Origin of the sequence: Streptomyces globisporus (genome assembly GCF_003501885.1) — a bacterium.
Lineage (GTDB): Bacteria > Actinomycetota > Actinomycetes > Streptomycetales > Streptomycetaceae > Streptomyces > Streptomyces globisporus_D.
This window is the reverse complement of the sequence record NZ_QWFA01000110.1, coordinates 20,203-39,061: the sequence shown is the minus strand read 5'-3', so window position 1 is coordinate 39,061 and position 18,859 is coordinate 20,203. Positions and strand designations below refer to the sequence as shown.

Here is an 18,859-nt window from a genome sequence, read left to right as displayed (position 1 = left end):
GGGGAGGGTTGGGCGGTAGCTTCGGGGGGCCGCTGCCGTGGCGGCCGTCGTTCAGGAGCCTGCGGGTCGTCAGGCCGTAGATGCCGAACGGCGGGAAGAGGTCGACGCGGCGCGGGTAGTCGCCCTCCGCGCACTCCTCGCAGAGCAGGTCGCGGCCGGTGGGGGTCTGCCGGGCGGCGGCGACCGGGGCGTTCCAGCACGCCTCGCAGTCGAGGACGTCCGTCGGGGAGAGGGTGATCATCCGGGCCTCCCGGGTGGTACCGGTAACGCCTGGCGGGTGCTGCGCATCAGGCGCCCCCGTCGCTGGTGGGGATGGCGGGCGTGGTGGGGCTGAGACGGCCGGGGGTTCTCATCGGCGGGTCTCCCGCCAGACGCGGACGAGCTTGGCCGCGTCGGGGCAGATCGCCCCGGTCCGGCAGGCGGTGCAGGTCATCGTGTGGCCGAGCAGGGCGCGGTAGGCCGTGTCGGGGGATTCGGTCGTGGTCACGTTCACCTCTCTGCTGATCTCGGCCCAGACGAATTCGGCGCCGCGGGTGCGTGTGTGCCCGAAGCGGTCCGCCGTGGCCAGGGCGGCGAGGACGGCCGCATGGGCGGTCGCGCTCAACTCGGCGGGGAGATCGGCCTCGACGCGGAAGAGGGCCAGGTCGGTGGCCACACGCGGGTCGGTGCCTGTGGCGGCGGTGAGCATGCCGGTCAGCGCCGCGACCCGCGCTTGTGCAGAGCGCACACTTCTCCCCTGGTGAACCGAATGTCACTCCATGTAATGCTGAATATTCAGCTTCAACCTGATGGGTTAGCTTTGTCAACAGCGACGCCCATATCGACGCCGAACACACGGAGCTGCTCAAATGCCACGTGATACGCCGTACCTGCAGGTGGCGGACAAGCTGCGGGCTCGCGTGCGGGCCGGTGAATGGGCGGTCGGGGACAAGCTGCCGTCCCGGGCGCGGTTCGCCGAGGAGTACGGCGTGGGCCAGTCCGTGGCGCAGCGGGCCATGGAGCGTCTGATCATCGAGGGCATCCTCGAAGGCCGTGCCGGTTCCGGTACGTACGTCCGCCGGGCCCGCGAGCGCCGGCGCATGGTCCGTTCACGCCACCGCGAGCAGCGGAACAAGAGCCCGTTCGCCTCGAACATGAGCGAGCTCGACCACGAGGCGGACTGGGAGTGCACCAGCAGGGCCCGCGTCCCCGCGCCCGAGGACATCGCGGAACGCCTGGCGATCGAGCCCGGCGACCTCTGTGTCGTGACCGACTACGAGTTCCTCGCCGACGGCCTGCCCGTACAGCTCGCCAAGAGCTGGGAGCCGATGGCCATCACGGACGGGACACCGGTCCTGCTCCCGGAGATGGGCCCGCACGGCAAGCTGGGCGTCGTGGAGCGCATGCGCTCCATCGGCGTGGATATCGCCACCGGCATCGAACTGCCCCGCCCGGCCCGCGCCACGCGGGAACAGGCCAACCTGCTCGGGATCTCCATCGGCGACCTGGTCATCGAGATCGAGCGCACGTACTTCGACCGCGAGGGCCGCCCCGTGGAGACGGCCGACGTCGTCGTGCCGGACATCCGCTGGGAGATCGCCTACGAAATCCGCATCGACCGGCCGGACTTCGACCAGCCGGATTCCTGAGGCGGGTGCCGAGGGGGCCGGTTCACACGAACCCCCGCCCCATCTCGTCCAGGATCTCGTCGATCACCGCCGCCGGCTCCCGCGCCAGGTCCTCCTCGATCCACATCCGCATCGCGATCCGGAGCGAGGCCAGGAAGCCCGCCGCCAGGACGATCGGGCGGACCGGGGCCGACGGTGGGCCGGGGCGGGCTGCCACCGCTTCGGCCAGGTCGCGTTCCAGGGCGGCGTGGTTGGCCAACTGGCGCGCCAGCAGCGAGGGGTGACGCATCGCCAGGCGGGTGCGGATCGCCCATTCGCGTTCCGGGGGTGCCACGCGGTCCGCGAACTGGGCCACCGCCGCGCGCAGGGCCGGCCAGGCGGGTTCGTCGGCGGGGCGGTCGCGGACCGTGCGGACCAGGGCCCTGATCTGCTGCTCCTCGCCGTAGAGGAGGGCGTCCTCCTTGTTGGTGAAGTAGTTGGAGAACGTTCTGCGGGAGATCCCGGCCGCGTCCGCCACCGCCTCGACCGTCACCTGGTCGAATCCGTGCTCCACCGTCAGGCGCAGGGTCGCCTCGTGCACGGCCTGGCGGGTGGCTTCCTTCTTGCGTTCCCGGAGTCCCGGTCCCGCGGTGCTGCTGTCCATGGAGGCATTATCCCCCGGGTGTGAGATTCTTGCTCAGTGGGCAAAATTGCCCAGTGTGCATGTATGGTGAAGCCTTCTCCCTCCCGTACGGGGTCGTGCACGGATGCGCCCGATGCCGACATCTCGCACGGGCCTCTCGTACGAACATTTCCGGAGGTTGCGCGTGAGCGCAGCAGACACCGCCGCCGCCCCGGCCGGGGCCCCCGCCGCCGCACCCATGGACCACCGCCACGTCCTGCGGGCCCTCAGTGGGCTGCTCATCGTGCTGTTCGTGGCGATGATCAGCAGCACCGTGGTCTCGGTCGCACTGCCGCAGATCATCGGGTCCCTCGACGGCACGCAGTCCCAGTACACCTGGGTCGTCACCGCGACCCTGCTCGCCTCCACGGCCTCCACCCCGATCTGGGGCAAGCTCGCCGACCTGTTCAGCAAGAAGCTGCTGCTCCAGGTAGCCATCGGGATCTTCGTCGTCTCGTCGGTGGCGTGCGGGTTCGCCCAGTCCACCGAGCAGTTGATCGCCTTCCGCGCCGTTCAGGGGCTCGGCATGGGCGCGCTCCAGGTGCTCGTCCAGGTGATCATCGCCGCGATGATCAGCCCGAAGGAGCGCGGACGCTACAACGGCTACCTCGGCGGCGTCATGGCCGTAGCCACCGTCGGCGGGCCGCTGCTCGGCGGGTTCATCACCGACGCCTCCTGGCTCGGCTGGCGCTGGTGCTTCTTCATCGCCGTGCCCTTCACGCTCCTCGCCTCCGTGATGCTGGCCCGTACCCTGCACCTCGTCGAAGTCCGCCGGCCCGACACCAAGGTCGACTACCTGGGCGCATCCCTCATCGCCGCCGGGGTCAGCCTCCTGCTCCTCTGGGTCACCTTCGTCGGCGACGACTTCGACTGGATCTCCTGGCAGAGCGGACTGATGGTCGGCGGAAGCGTGATCATCCTGGGGGCGGCCGTCCTCGTCGAGGGCCGCGTCAAGGAGCCCGTCGTTCCGCTGCACGTCGTCCGCCGCCGCGACCCCGCCCTCGCCATCGTCGCCAGCCTCGCGGTCGGCATGGCCATGTTCGGGGGCGCGGTCTTCCTCGGGCAGTACTTCCAGATCGGACGCGGCTACTCGCCGACCGAGGCCGGGCTCCTCACCATTCCGCTCATGGCCGGCGTCCTCGTCTCCTCCACCGTCGCCGGGCGCCTGGTTTCCAAGACCGGCAAGGTCAAGCCGTTCATCGTCGCCGGTGTCGTCGTCCTCGCCCTCGGCTTCCTCGGACTGTCCTTCATCGACCACGAGACCTCGCTCCTGATGGTGTCGCTGGGGATGCTCGGTGTGGGTGTCGGAGTCGGTATGTCGATGCAGAACCTGGTGCTCGTCCTCCAGAACACCGTGCCGCTCAGCGAGATCGGCGCGGCCAGCGGGGCCATCACCTTCTTCCGCTCCCTCGGCGGCACCATGGGCGTCTCCGTCCTCGGCGCGGTCCTCGCCCACCAGGTGTCCACGAAGATCACGGACGGTCTGGCAAAGCTCGGCATCGATCCCGCCGCCTCCGGCTCCGGCGGCTCCACCCTCAACGTCGCCGCCATGCCGCCCCAGGTCCAGGACGTCGTCCGGGCCGCGTACGGGGACGCCACCGGCCACATCTTCCTCATCTCGGCCGGCATCGCCGTGATCGGCGTCATCGCGTCGCTGTTCCTGACGCCGACGAAGTTGCGGGACAGCGTGGATCTCTGAGCCCCCTACGGCTCGTCCAGCCCGCTTCCGCGCCCCGCACGGGTGCGGAAGCGGGCTGTTGTACTGTTACGACCCCCGTACGCGACGGGGAACGAGAAGACCGACCGAGGAGGTGAGACCCATTACCGCTGGATCAGGCTGGGTGCTCACCCCGCGCGATCACGTCGGACGACCGGCAGCAGCCGAAGCTGACCGGACGGACTAGAACGATCGTCGAGCGCCCATCGGTTTTCCCGAAAGGCTTCGCTCGCATGTCGGTTCACCCCATCAGCTCCCTCTCCACCACCGTCCTCGCCCTCCGCCGCGCCGGGTGCGTCTTCGCCGAGGACGAGGCCCTCCTCCTCCACGAGGCCGCCGCCTCCCCCGACGAGCTGTCCGACCTCGTCGAGCGCCGTGCCACCGGGCTCCCGCTCGAACACGTCCTGGGCTGGGCGGAGTTCCGCGGTCGCCGGTTCGCCGTGGACGCCGGTGTCTTCGTGCCCCGGCGGCGTACGGAGTTCCTCGTGGCGCAGGCCGCCGCCCTCGCGCCCCGCCGGGCCGTCGTCGTCGATCTCTGCTGCGGTTCGGGTGCGCTCGGCGTCGCCCTCGCCACCGCCCTGGACCGGGTCGACCTGCACGCCTGCGACGTCGAACCCGCCGCCGTACGCTGCGCCCGGCGCAACGTCGGCGACCTGGGGGAGGTGTACGAGGGTGATCTCTTCACCCCCCTTCCCGCCCGCCTGCGCGGCCGCGTCGACGTGCTCCTGGCCAACGTTCCGTACGTTCCGACCGCCGATGTCGAGCTGCTCCCCGCCGAGGCCCGCGTCCACGAACCGCGCGTCGCCCTCGACGGGGGCGGCGACGGCCTCGACGTCATGCGCCGGGTCGCCGCCGAGGCGCCCGCGTGGCTCGCCCCGGGCGGCAGCCTGCTGGTGGAGGCCGGCGAGCGGCAGCGGAACGTCGCGGTGGAGATCCTGCGCGCCGCCGGGCTCACCCCGCGGGTCCGGGTCTCCGAGGAGCTGTACGCCACCGTCGTCATCGGGACGGCCCGGCGGGTCACGTGAAGCGGTGGCGCGTCTGGCTGTACGGCTCCCCCTTGCCGAAGCCGAACGCCGTACGGGGGTGAACCGCGAACACCTGGGCGTGGCCCGCCTCCGCCTGGACGAAGCTGCCGTCCTCGACGTCGAAGTGCCAGTCGGCGCCGTACTTCGCCTCCCACTCCCGGGCCAGTTCCCTGAGCCGGCCGTGGTCCGTCACCCGGTCCGCCCGGCCCTCCACCACGACGTCGAAGCCGGAGTCCAGGGTGTTCGCACCCGTCGTCAGGACCACCTCGGGGTTGGCCGCCAGATTGCGCGCCTTGCGCTCCTGCGGGCCCGTACAGAAGTGCAGGGCGCCCTGCGACCAGACGCCGATGAGCGGGGTGACGTGGGGGCGGCCGTCGGGTCGGACCGTGGAGAGCCAGTACAGCGGGGCGTTTGTCAGTACGGCGGCCGTCTCCGGCCAGGGGCGGGCCGTCGCACCCTCGCTGCTGTAGCGGGCGTCCAGCTCGGTGGCCGGGGGCTGCTCGGTCGTGGACATCTTTCCTCCGGGGTGGTGGCGAACGGTGCTGTCACGGGGTGCTGTCAGGTGCTTTCCCCGTGGGTGGACTCCGCCGCCGCCCCGAAATCATCGGCACGGGACTAGGCTCGGAGAGCTGTGACGCGGCAAGGGAGCGGCGAGCAGTTACGCAGTTCGGGTTCGGCTGGCAGGAGAGCACGGGATGACGACCGCGCCGGGGCGCAGAAGCAGTACGTTCACCAGGCTGCTGCGGCACGGATTCACCGACCCGTCCGCCGCCGAGCAGCTCCTCGACCTGGACGCGCTCGCCTCCGTACGGTCCGATCCGGTCCTGCTGGAGGCGCTCGGGGCCACCGCCGACCCTGATCTGGCCCTGCGCGGACTGGTCCGGATCGTGGAGGCGGGGGAGGAGAGCGAGCGGCAGGTGCTGCTCGACACCCTCGTCACCGCCAAACCCCTGCGCGACCGGCTCCTCGGGGTCCTCGGCGCATCCGAGGCGCTCGGGGACCATCTGGCCCGGCACCCGCGCGACTGGCAGGCGCTCGTCACGTACGAGTCGGCCGATCTGCACCCCGGCGTCGCCGAGTTCGAGCAGGGGCTCGCCGACGCGGTCGACCCGGACTCGCTGCGGGTCGCCTACCGCCGGTGCCTGCTCACCCTCGCCGCCCGGGACGTGTGCGGGACGACCGATCTCGCCCAGACCGCCGCCGAGCTGGCCGACCTCGCCACCGCCACCCTGCGCGCCGCCCTCGCCATCGCTCGTACGGCCGCGCCCGAGGACGCCGCGCTGTGCCGGCTCGCCGTCGTGGCGATGGGCAAGTGCGGCGGGCGGGAGCTGAACTACATCTCCGACGTCGACGTGATCTTCGTCGGGGAGGCGCGTGACGGGGTCGACGAGACCAAGGCCATGCAGGCCGCCACCCGGCTGGCCGCGCACATGATGCGGATCTGCTCCGACACCACCGTCGAGGGCACCATCTGGGAGGTCGACGCCAACCTCCGCCCCGAGGGCCGCAACGGGCCGCTCGTGCGCACCCTCAGCTCCCACCTCGCCTACTACCAGCGCTGGGCCAAGACCTGGGAGTTCCAGGCCCTGTTGAAGGCCCGGGCGGTGGCCGGCGACCCCGAGCTGGGCGCCGAGTACGTCGAGGCGGTGTCGCCGCTCGTCTGGGGGGCCGCCGACCGGGAGAACTTCGTTCCCGACGTGCAGAAGATGCGCCGCCGGGTCGTCGACAACATCCCCGCAGACCGCATCGAGCGCGAGCTGAAGCTCGGCCCCGGCGGGCTGCGGGACGTCGAATTCGCCGTCCAGCTCCTCCAGTTGGTGCACGGGCGCAGCGACGCCTCGCTGCACAGCGGCTCCACCCTGGAGGCGCTGCGGGCGCTCGCCGAAGGCGGGTACGTGGGACGCGCGGACGCCGCCCAGCTGGACGAGGCGTACCGTTTCCTGCGCGCCATGGAGCACCGCATCCAGCTCTACCGGCTGCGCCGCACCCACCTGGTCCCCGAGGACGAGGCGGATCTGCGGCGGCTCGGCCGGTCGCTCGGCATGCGCACCGATCCGGTGGCCGAGCTGAACAAGGCCTGGAAGCGGCACGCCTCCGTCGTACGGCGGCTGCACGAGAAGATCTTCTACCGGCCGCTGCTGGACGCCGTCGCCCAGCTGGCCCCCGGTGAGTCCCGGCTCAGCGCGAAGGCCGCCGCGATCCGTCTGGAGGCCCTCGGGTACGCCGACCCGGCGGCCGCCCTGCGGCACCTGGAGGCGCTCTCCTCCGGGGTGACCCGCAAGGCCGCCATCCAGCGCACGCTGCTGCCGGTGCTCCTCGGCTGGTTCGCGGACTCCGCCGACCCGGACGCCGGTCTCCTCGGCTTCCGCAAGGTGTCCGACGCGCTCGGCAAGACCCCGTGGTACCTGCGGCTCCTGCGCGACGAGGGCGCCGCCGCGGAGAACCTCGCCCGGGTTCTCTCCGCCGGCCGGCTCGCCCCGGACCTCCTCATGCGGGCCCCGGAGGCGGTCGCGATCCTCGGCGATCCGGAGGGGTTGAAGCCGCGCACCCGGGAGCACCTGGAGCAGGAGGTGCTGGCCGCGGTGGGGCGGGCGGGCGATGCGGAGTCGGCCGTGGCGGTAGTACGCGGGGTACGCCGCCGGGAGCTGTTCCGTACGACGGCCGCCGACCTCATCGGCTCGTACGGCACCGAGGACAGCCCCGCCGAGCAGGACCACGGGGCCCTCGTGGACCGCGTCGGCTCCGCCGTCACCGACCTCAACGCCGCCACCATCGCGGGCGCGCTGCGGGCCGCCGTCCGCGACCGGTGGGGCGACACCCTGCCGACCCGGTTCGCCGTCATCGGCATGGGCCGATTCGGCGGGCACGAGCTGAGTTACGGCTCCGACGCCGACGTCCTCTTCGTCCATCAGCCGCGCGAGGGCGTGAGCGACGAGGAGGCCGGGCAGGCGGCCAACGCGGTCGTGGGCGAGATGCGGCGACTGCTCCAACTGCCGACCGCCGACCCGCCGTTGCTCATCGACGCCGATCTGCGTCCCGAGGGCAGGACCGGGCCGATGGTGCGCACGCTGAAGTCGTACGAGGCCTACTACCGGCGCTGGTCGCTGGTCTGGGAGAGCCAGGCGCTGCTGCGGGCCGAACACATGGCGGGCGACGAGGAGTTGGGGCGCTCCTTCGTCGAGCTGATCGATCCGCTGCGGTATCCGATGGAGGGGCTCGGCGAGGACGCCGTACGCGAGATCCGCCGGCTCAAGGCGCGGATGGAGTCCGAGCGGATGCCGCGCGGCGCGGACCCCACGCTCCACACGAAGCTGGGGCGGGGCGGGTTGAGCGATGTCGAATGGACCGTGCAGCTGATTCAGATGCAGCACGGGTGGGCGGAGCCCGGCCTGCGCACGACGCGTACGCGCGAGGCGCTGGCCGCCGCGTGCGCCGCCGACCTGATTTCGGCTGAGGAGGCGCAGACGCTGGACGAGGCGTGGGTGCTGGCGGCGCGGGTGCGCAACGCGGTGATGCTGGTGCGGGGGCGGTCGGGCGACACGTTCCCGTCCGACGCGCGGGAGCTGGCGGCGGTGGGGCGGTATCTGGGGTACGAGCCGGGGCATGTCGGGGACATGTTGGACGACTATCGGCGGATCACTCGGCGGGCTCGGGCGGTGGTGGAGGAGCGGTTCTACGGGGCGGCGGGCTGAGGTCGTTCCCCGGAGCCCGGCCCCGGGCCCCCTCGGGGCTCCGCTCCGCCCCGGGCCGACTCCGGCGCCCCCTCGGGGCTCCGCCCCGGACCTCGCTCCTCGATCGCCGGAGGGGCTGGATGGCCGGTTGCGCGCGGCCCGGGCGGGGCCCGGGGACAGAGCACCCCCCGGCATCCCCTACGGGCCCCGAGGGGGCTTACCCCCTTCGCGGCCCGGGGGGCCGCTCCATGGCCCGGCGGAGCGGCCGACGGGCATGATCCATCCATGACTTTACGGCGAACAAGTATCCGGATCGCGGCTGGTGCGGCGGTCCTCGGCAGTGTCTCCGCCCTGGTGGCTCCGGTCTCGGCGGCGGCCGGCTCCCACCGTGAGCGGGTACAGGGCGGGGCCGTCGTCTCCGTCGGGCAGGCGGCCGACCTCACAGCGGAGGAAGTGGCCGAGAAGCTCCGGGGGAAGATCGACTCGTCCCAGGTCCGATACGGTGTGACCGCCTATCGGGTTGTCTACCGCACCACTGACAGCGCAGGCGCCCCCACGACCGCGAGCCAGCTCGTCGTCCTGCCCAAGAACGGGGCGCGCCACCTGTCCACCGTCTCCTGGCTGCACGGCACCACCGTCTATCGCAAGGACGTCGCCTCGGAGAATCCGCATGCGAACGACCGGCTCGTCGCCCTGTTGTTCGCCTCGACCGGGCGGGCCGTCTCGGCGCCCGACTACGTGGGCCTCGGCTCGGGCGAAGGCTTCCACCCGTACGGTGACCCCGGGGCCACCGTGGCGGCCTCGGTGGACGGCCTGCGTGCGGCCAGGACCTTCGCCCACCGGAACGGCCGGGAGCTGAAGCGCAAGGTACAGGTCAGCGGGTTCTCGCAGGGCGGCCCCGCGACCATGCTGGTAGGCCGGGCGCTTCAGCAGGAGGGCGCCGACCGCTACTTCCGGGCGGGGGCACTCGCCCCGGTCAGCGGCCCGTACGACCTCTCGGCCTTCGAGGCCGCCGCGGCCGACGACAAGATCGCCAAATCCGGCATCTACCTCGCCTACTTCGTCACCGCCTGGAACAAGATGTACGGCCTCTACACGTCACCCGGCGATGTCTTCCGCTCGCCCTACGACGGCAAGGTCGAGGGTCTCTTCGACGGCCATCACACTGCCGAGCAGATCGTCAGCGAACTCCCGGCGGCGTCCAAGGACCTGTTCACCGAGGACTTCCTGGACAAGATCCGCAAGCCTGACGGTGTCCTGAAGGACAAGCTCCGCCCGATGGACAACACCTGCGACTGGCGGCCGGACGTACGGGTGGAGATCTTCCACGGCCGGGGCGACAAGGACGTCGACTTCAGTCACGCGGCGTACTGTGCCGACCAGCTGACGAGAAACGGCGCCGCACCCCGGCTGACCGACGTCGGCGACTACGACCACAACGGATCGGTGCGGCAAGCACTGCCCCGAATCGTCAGGTTCTTCGACGAGTCGGCGAAGACCAGCTGAAGCACGCCACCGGTGACGGTGGGAGCAGAGGATGTACGCGCAACGGCTCGCCGGTGTGGCGCGCCAACCCAGGTCGTAGTGCTCGCCGTGCGAGGACTACGACCTGCGCGCCCCGGCCGCCTCCGGCTCGGCCTCCGCACCCGGCTCCGGTTCGGACGCCGGGCGGGGCAGGCGCGCCGCGCGCAGTCCGGTCAGCCGGCCCTTCGCAGCCCCGGGCACCCACTTCGGCAGCCGGTGCGGCAGCGAGCCGTACCAGACGCGGGAGACCGCGTAGCCGAACGCGAGGCAGGCCATGCCGCCCACCGCGTCCAGCCAGAAGTGGTTGGCGGTGGCCACGATGACGACCAGGGTGAGCGTCGGGTAGAGCAGGCCCAGGACGCGGGCCCACGGCACCGAGGCCAGGGCGAAGATCGTCAGACCGCACCAGAGGGACCAGCCGATGTGCATCGACGGCATCGCCGCGTACTGGTTCGACATGTTCTTGAAGTTGCCCGAGGCCATCGAACCCCACGTCTCGTGCACGAGCACGGTGTCGATGAAGTTCGCGCCGTTCATCAGACGGGGTGGCGCCAGCGGGTAGAGGTAGTAGCCGAGCAGGGCCACGGCCGTCGTCGCGAAGAGGACAAGACGGGTCGCGGCGTAGCGGCCGGGGTGGCGGCGGAACAGCCAGACGAGGACGCCGATGGTCACGACGAAATGCAACGTCGCGTAGTAGTAGTTCATCGACACGATCAGCCATGTCACGGAATTGACCGCGTGATTGACCGATTCCTCGAAGGCGAGACCCAGGGACTTCTCCGCCGACCAGATCCAGTCCGCGTTGCGCAGGGCCGCCGCCTTCTGCTCGGGGACGGCATTGCGCACGAGCGAGTACAGCCAGTAACTGACCGCGATGAGCAGGATCTCGAACCAGAGCCGGGGGCGGCCGGGCGTCCGCAGCGAGCGGAGCCGGGACTGCCAACCGGACTTTCCGGGGGCCGGGGGAGGGGTGGACGACGCGGCGGCGGTCTCGGGGGCCGCCTCGGCCGCGATGGGTGAAGGACCGGCCGTCGACCGGCCTTCCTGTGCTGTCACCTGTGTTTCACCCATAGGCAGAGAGTCTTCCATAGAGCTTCCTCTGCCTACGATCATCCTCCGGTCGGGTTCCGGTCGCACGTCCTGCGTCTCAAGGACGAGGAGCCGACCCTGAGCCGCCTGCGGGTCCGGCGGCCGTCGAGCCGCGAACCACCAGCTCGGGCATGAAGACGAACTCGCTGTGCGGGGCCGGGGTTCCGCCGATCTCCTCCAGCAGCGTACGGACCGCGGCCTGGCCCATCGCCGTCACCGGCTGCCGGATCGTCGTCAGCGGCGGGTCCGTGAACGCTATGAGGGGCGAGTCGTCGTAGCCGACCACGGAGAGTTCCCGGGGGACTTCCCTGGACTCCCGGCGGGCCGCCCGGATCGCCCCGAGCGCCATCATGTCGCTCGCGCACACGACCGCCGTGCAGCCGCGCTCCATCAGAGCGGTGGCGGCGGCCTGGCCGCCCTCCAGCGTGTACAGGGAGTGCTGGATCAGCTCCTCGATCTCCTCCTCGGCGAGGCCCAGCTGTTCCCGCATCGTCGCGTGGAAGCCCTCGATCTTGCGGAGCACCGGCACGAAGCGCTTGGGGCCGACCGCCAGACCGATCCGGGTGTGGCCGAGCGCCACCAGATGCGTCACCGCCAGCCGCATCGCCGCCCGGTCGTCCGGGGAGATGAACGGCGCCTGCACCTTGGCGGAGAAGCCGTTCACCAGGACGAAGGGGACCCCCTGGCCGCGCAGTTGTTCGTACCGCTGCATATCGGCCGAGGTGTCCGCGTGCAGCCCGGAGACGAAGATGATGCCCGAGACGCCCCGGTCCACCAGCATTTCGGTGAGTTCGTCCTCGGTGGAGCCGCCAGGGGTCTGGGTGGCCAGCACCGGGGTGTAGCCCTGCCGGGTCAGTGCCTGGCCGATGACCTGGGCCAGCGCCGGGAAGATCGGGTTCTCCAGCTCCGGGGTGATCAGCCCGACCAGCCCCGCGCTGCGCCTGCGCAGCCGCACCGGGCGTTCGTAGCCGAGGACGTCGAGCGCCGCGAGGACGGATTCGCGGGTGGCCGCCGCGACTCCGGGCTTGCCGTTCAGGACTCGGCTGACCGTCGCTTCGCTGACCCCCGCCTGAGTTGCGATATCGGCAAGCCGTGCGGTCATGGGATGCGACTGTACCGGGCCCGTGTCGGATTGCCCACTGTGCGTGGGGCTGTACGGGAGGGGGTTTCGGGGAGTGTTCCGGCAACACCTTGCAAGGACTTGCGGGGCCGGATCGCGGACCGTCGCCGGACCGTCGCCCTGCGGATATGGCCAGGCCCGCCCGCCCCTGCCAGGGGTGGGTGACGCTCGTCAAGGGGCTTGACGGCAACCTTGAGGACACGCGAATGTAACGATCATCAAGGCTTGCAGAAATCTTCCGCAAGGTCTTTCGGTCGTCTTTCATCCTTGTTACGTTCACGTCGACCCGGCGCCGCGACGGAGCGGTACGGCAGTTGAAGGAGTTCAGATGCGACGTGGCATAACGGCCACCGCCCTGGTCGCGGCCCTGGCGCTCGCGGCGACCGCCTGCGGCAGCGACGACGAGTCCGGCGGCAGCAAGAGCTCGGGCGAGCTCTCCGGCACCGTCACCTGGTGGGACACCTCCAGCGTCGGCAGCGAGGACAAGGTCTTCAAGAAGCTGGCCGAAGGCTTCGAGAAGAAGCACCCGAAGGTCGACGTCAAGTACGTCAACGTGCCCTTCGGCGAGGCGCAGAACAAGTTCAAGAACGCCGCCCAGGCCGGCGACGGCGCGCCCGACGTGATCCGCTCCGAGGTCGCCTGGACGCCGGACTTCGCCAACCTCGGCTACCTGGCCCCGCTGGACGGCACCGCCGCCCTGAAGAACCAGGACGACTTCCTCAAGCAGGCCGTCGCGTCCACCAAGTACGAGGACAAGACCTACGCCGTCCCGCAGGTCATCGACTCCATGGGCATCTTCTACAACAAGAAGATGTTCAAGGAGGCCGGTGTCGAGGCGCCCGCCGACCTGGCCGACCTCAAGACCGTCGCCGAGAAGATCAAGGACAAGACCGGCAAGACCGGCCTCTACCTCCGCGGCGACGACCCGTACTACTTCCTCTCCTTCCTGTACGGCGAGGGCGGCGACATGGTCGACGCCGGCTCCAAGAGCGTCACCATCGACAAGCCCGAGGGCGTCAAGGCGTTCAAGGCGGTCAAGGCCCTGGTCGACGACGGCACCGCGAAGACGGACGCCTCGGACGGCTGGGAGAACATGATGCAGGCGTTCAAGAACGGCGACGTCGCGATGATGATCAACGGCCCCTGGGCCGTCGCCGACACCCTGACCGGCAAGGAGTTCACGGACAAGGCCAACCTGGGCGTCGCCCCGGTCCCGGCCGGCTCCGCCGCCCAGGGCGCCCCGCAGGGCGGCCACAACCTCGCCGTCTACGCCGGCTCCAAGAACCTCGATGCCTCCTACGCCTTCGTCGAGTACATGACGTCCGTGGACAGCCAGGCCACCGCCGCCGGCGAGCTGAACCTGCTGCCCACCCGCACCTCCGCGTACGCCAAGAAGGAAGCGGTCGACAGCGAGATCGTCGGCTTCTTCAAGCCGGTCGTCGAGACCTCCGTCGAGCGCCCCTGGATCCCCGAGGGCGGCAGCCTCTTCGAGCCGCTGCGCATCGAGTACACCAAGGTCCTCACCGGTCAGACCACGCCGGAGAAGGCCGCCAAGGCCACCGGTGACTCCTACCGCAAGCTCCTCGAGGGCTGGAAGTAACAGGAAGGTTGGCCGACTGATGGCTGTCCACACCAGCCAGTCGGTGGTGAAGGCCGCGGGCGGGAACACCGCCCGCGGCCGGAGCCGCGGCACTGGCACCCCACCGCCGGCCCACGGCCGCCTCCGGCGCGCCCTGTCGGTCCACTGGTACGCCTGGGCCATGGTCGCCCCGGTCGTCCTCGTGATCGGCGTGATCATCGGCTACCCGCTGGTCCGCGGCATCTACCTCTCGATGACGGACGCCGACGAGCGCAACGTCGCCCGCTCCATCGGGGTCAACGAGATCCCCGCCACCTACGAGTTCATCGGCGCCGACAACTACGTCGACGCGCTGACCGGCTCGCAGTTCCTCGGCACGCTCGGCTGGACACTGGTGTGGACGGTCTCCTGCGTGAGCATCACGTTTGCCCTCGGCATGGCCCTGGCGAACATCCTCAACCGCCGTATCGCCGGACGCTCCGCCTACCGCATGGCCCTCATCCTGCCCTGGGCCATCCCCGGCTTCGTCTCCGTCTTCGCCTGGCGCTTCCTCTACAACGAGGAGCGCGGCCTGCTCAACAAGGTCCTCGGCGGCGCCGGCATCGACGCCGTGCCGTGGCTGAACGACCCGACCTGGGCGAAGTTCGCGGTCATCGCCGTCAACGTCTGGCTCGGCATCCCGTTCATGATGGTCGCCCTCCTCGGCGGACTCCAGTCCATCCCCTCCGAGCAGTACGAGGCGGCCGAGATGGACGGCGCGACCGCCTGGCAGCGCTTCCGCCACATCACGCTGCCCGGACTGCGCCCGGTCTCCACCACGGTGGTCCTGCTCTCCACCATCTGGACCTTCAACATGTTCCCGGTGATCTTCCTGCTGACCCGCGGCGGACCCGGTGAGGCGACCCAGATCCTGGTGACCCAGGCGTACAAGTTCTCCTTCGAGATCAGCCCGCGCGACTACGCGCAGTCCTCCACGTGGGGCGTGCTGATCCTCGTCCTCCTGATGGTCTTCGCCGTCGTCTACCGGCGGGTCCTGCGCTCCCAGGGAGACAACTGGTGACCACCGTGACCAACACCACCGCCCGGCACGGCGCCCGCAAGGTCCGCCTCCGCGGCGAGCGCTCCCCGCTCGCCTCCGTGGCCCTGCACCTCACCCTGATCGTCGCCTCGGTGATCGCGGTCTTCCCGGTGCTGTGGGTCCTGCTGACCTCGCTCAAGCCCGCCAAGTACGCGACCACCACGGACTTCTTCCGCGAGACGACGTTCGTCAACTACACGAACCTCATCCGCGACACCGAGTTCCTCAACTGGTTCGCCAACTCCGTGATCATCTCCGCGCTCTCCACGGTGATCGGCGTCTTCGTCGCCGCCACCACCGGATACGCGGTCAGCCGCTTCCGCTTCCCCGGCAAGCGCGGGCTGATGTGGACGCTGCTGATCACCCAGATGTTCCCGGTCGCCGTCCTCATCGTGCCGATCTACAACATCATGTCGACCCTCGGGCTGCTCAACCAGCCGACCGGTCTCGTCATCACCTACCTCACCATCTCGGTGCCGTTCTGCGCCTGGATGATGAAGGGCTTCTTCGACACCATCCCGCGCGAGATCGACGAGTCGGGCGAGGTCGACGGCCTCACCCCGTTCGGCACCTTCTGGCGGCTCATCCTGCCGCTGGCCAAGCCGGGCCTCGCCGTCACCGCGTTCTACTCCTTCATCACCGCCTGGGGCGAAGTGGCGTACGCCTCCGCCTTCCTGGTCGGCGACGAGAACCTCACGCTGGCCGGCGGACTCCAGAAGTTCGTCAACCAGTACGGAGCCCAGTGGGGCCCCATGACCGCGGCTTCCGTCCTCATCGCCATCCCGGCCGCCCTGGTGTTCCTCTTCGCCCAGAAGCACCTGGTCACCGGCATGTCCGCCGGAGCCGTCAAGGGCTGACCCCACCAGGACGCCCAGCACCCGCACGCATCACCGCACCCGTCACGGCGGCGTCGGAAACCCCGACCCGGTCACCGGCGCCGCTCCCCACCCAGACACCCCAGGGACGACATGACCCAGCACCTCGCTGCCCCCTCCACCGGCACGTCCGACGACGCCCCGGGCCACCGCACCGGCTGGTGGCAGGACGCGGTGATCTACCAGGTCTATCCGCGGAGCTTCGCCGACGGCAACGGCGACGGCATGGGCGACCTCCCCGGCGTCACCGCCCGCCTGCCCCACCTCAGGGACCTGGGCGTCGACGCGGTGTGGCTCTCCCCCTTCTACGCCTCCCCGCAGGCCGACGCGGGCTACGACGTCTCCGACTACCGGGCCATCGACCCCATGTTCGGCAACCTGCTGGACGCCGACGCGCTGATCCGCGAGGCGCACGCCCTGGACCTGCGCGTCATCGTCGACCTGGTCCCCAACCACTCCTCCGACCAGCACGAGTGGTTCAAGCGCGCCCTGGCCGAGGGACCCGGCTCCGCCCTGCGCGAGCGGTACCACTTCCGCCCCGGCAAGGGTGCGAACGGCGAACTCCCGCCCAACGACTGGGAGTCCATCTTCGGCGGCCCCGCCTGGACCCGTACGGTGAATCCGGACGGCACCCCCGGCGACTGGTACCTCCACCTCTTCGCCCCCGAGCAGCCCGACTTCAACTGGGAACACCCGGCCGTCGCCGACGAGTTCCGCTCCATCCTGCGCTTCTGGCTCGACATGGGCGTCGACGGCTTCCGCGTCGACGTCGCCCACGGCCTCGTCAAGGCCGAGGGCCTGCCCGACCTCGGCACCCACGACCAGCTCAAGCTGCTCGGCAACGACGTCATGCCGTTCTTCGACCAGGACGGCGTACACGCCATCTACCGCAGCTGGCGCACCATCCTCGACGAGTATCCCGGCGAGAGGATCGCCGTCGCCGAGGCGTGGACCCCGACCGTCGAGCGCACTGCCAACTACGTGCGCCCCGACGAGATGCACCAGGCGTTCAACTTCCAGTACCTCTCCACCGCCTGGGACGCCGCCGAGCTCCGCAAGGTCATCGACTCCTCGCTCGACGCCATGCGCCCGGTCGGCGCCCCCACCACCTGGGTGCTCTCCAACCACGACGTCACCCGGCACGCCACCCGGTACGCCAACCCGGCCGGCCTCGGCACCCAGATCCGCACCCCCGGCGACCGCGAGCTGGGCCTGCGCCGGGCCCGCGCCGCCTCCCTGCTGATGCTCGCCCTGCCCGGCTCCGCCTACGTCTACCAGGGCGAGGAGCTCGGCCTGCCCGACGTCACCGACCTGCCCGACGAGGCCCGCCAGGACCCGTCGTTCTTCCGTGCCGAGGGCCAGGACGGCTTCCGCGACGGCTGCCGGGTACCGATCCCGTGGACCCGCGAGGGCACGTCGTACGGTTTCGGCGGCGGCGGCAGCTGGCTCCCGCAGCCCGCCGGCTGGGGCGAGCTGTCCGTCGAGGCGCAGACCGGCGTGGAGGGCTCCACCCTGGAGCTCTACCGGGCCGCCATCGCCGCCCGCCGCGAGCACCCGGGCCTCGGCGCGGGCACGGACGTCGAATGGCTGGACGGCCCCGAAGGCGTCCTCGTCTTCGCCCGCCCCGGCTTCGTCTGCACCGTCAACACCACCGGCGCCCCCGTCCGGATCGCCGCCCGCGGCCGGGTGCTGCTCGCCAGCTCCCCGGTCACCGTGGACGGCGCCGAGGCCGAGCTGCCCGCCGACACCACGGTGTGGTGGACGGTGTGACACTCCCCGCGCCCAGGACCACGGCAGCGCCGCGCCTCTCCGACATCGCCGGACAGGCGGCGGTCAGCGAGGCGACGGTCAGCCGGGTCCTGAACGGGAAGCAGGGCGTCGCGGACTCCACGCGTCAGCGGGTGCTCGCGGCGCTCGACATCCTGGGCTACGAACGCCCCGTACGGCTGCGGCAGCGCAGCGCCGGACTGATCGGCCTGGTGACGCCCGAACTCACCAACCCGATCTTCCCGGCGTTCGCGCAGTCCGTCGAACAGGTGCTGGCCGGGCACGGCTACACCCCCGTGCTCTGCACCCAGCTGCCGGGCGGGGCCACCGAGGACGAACTCGTCGAGCAGCTCGTCGAGCGCGGCGTGCCGTTCGTCCTGATCAACGGCTACAACGAGCGCATCAGCGCCCCGTTCGTCTCGCCCGATGACAACGCTGCCGTACGGATGGCCCTCCAGCACCTCGCCGACCTCGGCCACCGCCGGATCGGCCTGGCCATCGGCCCGCAGCGCTACGTCCCCTCCCGCCGCAAGCGGGACGGGTTCGTGGAGGCGGCCGTCTCGGTGCTCGGCATGGACCGCTCCGAGGCCGAACTGCTCGTCTGCTCCACCCTGTTCAGCGTCGAGGGCGGCCAGGTGGCGGCGGGCGCCCTGCTGGACGCGGGGTGCACCGGCATCGTCTGCGGCAGCGACCTGATGGCGCTGGGCGTGGTCCGCGCCGCCCGGGGGAGAGGCCTCGACGTGCCGCGCGACGTCTCCGTCGTCGGGTTCGACGACTCGCAGCTCATCGCGTTCACCGATCCACCGCTGACCACCGTGCGCCAGCCCGTGCAGGCGATGGCGGCGGCCGCGGTGGGGGCGCTGCTGGAGGAGATCGGCGGGAGCCCCGTGCAGCGCACGGAGTACGTCTTCCAGCCGGAGCTGGTCGTCCGGGGCTCGACGGCGGCGGTCCGCGCGTAAAGCGGGTCCGCGGGGCCCGCGGAGAGGGACCACGTACAGGAGAGGCACCAGGAGTCGGCCCAGGAAGGGCCGGCGGGGAGTTGTTGCGACTCCGGGTGCCTCCCTCTCTTGTCGTGACCGGCCCGGCCGGCCGGGCGCGTGGAGTCCGGAACCCGCCCCTGCGGACGGGCACCGGAACCCTCGGCCG

General features: G+C 70.9%; 16 protein-coding genes. 10 read left to right on the top strand and 6 right to left on the bottom strand.

What is annotated here, in order from left to right:
• A partial coding sequence (locus D3105_RS20710; protein ID WP_118904597.1) for a hypothetical protein occupies window positions 1–241 on the bottom strand: 241 nt, incomplete at its 3' end.
• Window positions 242–349: 108 nt separating this feature from the next.
• Window positions 350–688 carry a hypothetical protein gene (locus D3105_RS20705; protein ID WP_118904596.1) on the bottom strand — a complete coding sequence of 113 codons (339 nt, stop codon included), beginning with the start codon at window positions 686–688 and terminating at the stop codon, window positions 350–352.
• A 160-nt stretch (window positions 689–848) separates the two neighbouring features.
• On the opposite strand from D3105_RS20705, the gene D3105_RS20700 reads away from it, so the two are divergent.
• Complete coding sequence (locus tag D3105_RS20700; protein ID WP_118904595.1) at window positions 849–1,628, top strand: GntR family transcriptional regulator; 780 nt, start codon at window positions 849–851, stop codon at window positions 1,626–1,628.
• Window positions 1,629–1,650: 22 nt separating this feature from the next.
• On the opposite strand, the gene D3105_RS20695 is transcribed toward D3105_RS20700, so the two are convergent.
• Window positions 1,651–2,250 carry a TetR family transcriptional regulator gene (locus D3105_RS20695; RefSeq protein ID WP_118904594.1) on the bottom strand — a complete coding sequence of 200 codons (600 nt, stop codon included), beginning with the start codon at window positions 2,248–2,250 and terminating at the stop codon, window positions 1,651–1,653.
• Between the two features lie 217 nt (window positions 2,251–2,467).
• Between D3105_RS20695 and D3105_RS20690 the strand changes: the two genes are divergently transcribed.
• Entirely contained in the window at window positions 2,468–3,967 is a 1,500-nt protein-coding gene (locus D3105_RS20690; protein ID WP_118904599.1) for an MDR family MFS transporter, read from the top strand.
• Window positions 3,968–4,218: 251 nt separating this feature from the next.
• On the top strand, window positions 4,219–5,010 hold the full coding sequence (locus D3105_RS20685; protein WP_118904593.1) for a putative protein N(5)-glutamine methyltransferase: 792 nt from the start codon (window positions 4,219–4,221) through the stop codon (window positions 5,008–5,010).
• Here D3105_RS20685 and D3105_RS20680 read toward each other — a convergent pair.
• The gene (locus tag D3105_RS20680) at window positions 5,003–5,524 is read right to left on the bottom strand and encodes a pyridoxamine 5'-phosphate oxidase family protein (protein ID WP_118904592.1); all 522 of its coding nucleotides are present in this window, start codon (window positions 5,522–5,524) and stop codon (window positions 5,003–5,005) included. The genes D3105_RS20685 and D3105_RS20680 overlap by 8 nt on opposite strands.
• Window positions 5,525–5,705: 181 nt before the next feature.
• Between D3105_RS20680 and D3105_RS20675 the strand changes: the two genes are divergently transcribed.
• Together D3105_RS20675 and D3105_RS20670 are read left to right on the top strand one after the other, a co-directional pair.
• Window positions 5,706–8,702 (top strand): bifunctional [glutamine synthetase] adenylyltransferase/[glutamine synthetase]-adenylyl-L-tyrosine phosphorylase, encoded by a 2,997-nt coding sequence (locus tag D3105_RS20675; RefSeq protein ID WP_118904591.1) that lies wholly within the window; start codon window positions 5,706–5,708, stop codon window positions 8,700–8,702.
• A 264-nt stretch (window positions 8,703–8,966) separates the two neighbouring features.
• Window positions 8,967–10,187 (top strand): alpha/beta hydrolase family protein, encoded by a 1,221-nt coding sequence (locus tag D3105_RS20670; RefSeq protein ID WP_118904590.1) that lies wholly within the window; start codon window positions 8,967–8,969, stop codon window positions 10,185–10,187.
• 96 nt (window positions 10,188–10,283) lie between these two features.
• On the opposite strand, the gene D3105_RS20665 is transcribed toward D3105_RS20670, so the two are convergent.
• Both D3105_RS20665 and D3105_RS20660 read right to left on the bottom strand, forming a co-directional pair.
• The gene (locus tag D3105_RS20665; protein WP_412080990.1) at window positions 10,284–11,294 is read right to left on the bottom strand and encodes a phosphatase PAP2 family protein; all 1,011 of its coding nucleotides are present in this window, start codon (window positions 11,292–11,294) and stop codon (window positions 10,284–10,286) included.
• 58 nt (window positions 11,295–11,352) lie between these two features.
• Complete coding sequence (locus tag D3105_RS20660) at window positions 11,353–12,396, bottom strand: LacI family DNA-binding transcriptional regulator (protein ID WP_118904588.1); 1,044 nt, start codon at window positions 12,394–12,396, stop codon at window positions 11,353–11,355.
• A gap of 346 nt (window positions 12,397–12,742) precedes the next feature.
• On the opposite strand from D3105_RS20660, the gene D3105_RS20655 reads away from it, so the two are divergent.
• The 5 genes from D3105_RS20655 (at window position 12,743) to D3105_RS20635 (ending at window position 18,672) form a co-directional block, all read left to right on the top strand.
• Window positions 12,743–14,014 carry an extracellular solute-binding protein gene (locus tag D3105_RS20655; protein ID WP_118904587.1) on the top strand — a complete coding sequence of 424 codons (1,272 nt, stop codon included), beginning with the start codon at window positions 12,743–12,745 and terminating at the stop codon, window positions 14,012–14,014.
• A gap of 19 nt (window positions 14,015–14,033) precedes the next feature.
• Window positions 14,034–15,053, top strand: coding sequence for a carbohydrate ABC transporter permease (locus D3105_RS20650; RefSeq protein WP_118904586.1), 1,020 nt, complete (start codon window positions 14,034–14,036; stop codon window positions 15,051–15,053).
• Window positions 15,050–15,928, top strand: coding sequence for a sugar ABC transporter permease (locus tag D3105_RS20645; RefSeq protein WP_118904585.1), 879 nt, complete (start codon window positions 15,050–15,052; stop codon window positions 15,926–15,928). Before D3105_RS20650 ends, D3105_RS20645 begins: the two co-directional genes overlap by 4 nt.
• Window positions 15,929–16,039: 111 nt before the next feature.
• Window positions 16,040–17,716 carry a glycoside hydrolase family 13 protein gene (locus tag D3105_RS20640; RefSeq protein ID WP_118904584.1) on the top strand — a complete coding sequence of 559 codons (1,677 nt, stop codon included), beginning with the start codon at window positions 16,040–16,042 and terminating at the stop codon, window positions 17,714–17,716.
• Window positions 17,701–18,672, top strand: coding sequence for a LacI family DNA-binding transcriptional regulator (locus tag D3105_RS20635; protein WP_206272821.1), 972 nt, complete (start codon window positions 17,701–17,703; stop codon window positions 18,670–18,672). Before D3105_RS20640 ends, D3105_RS20635 begins: the two co-directional genes overlap by 16 nt.
• Window positions 18,673–18,859 lie beyond the last annotated feature (187 nt).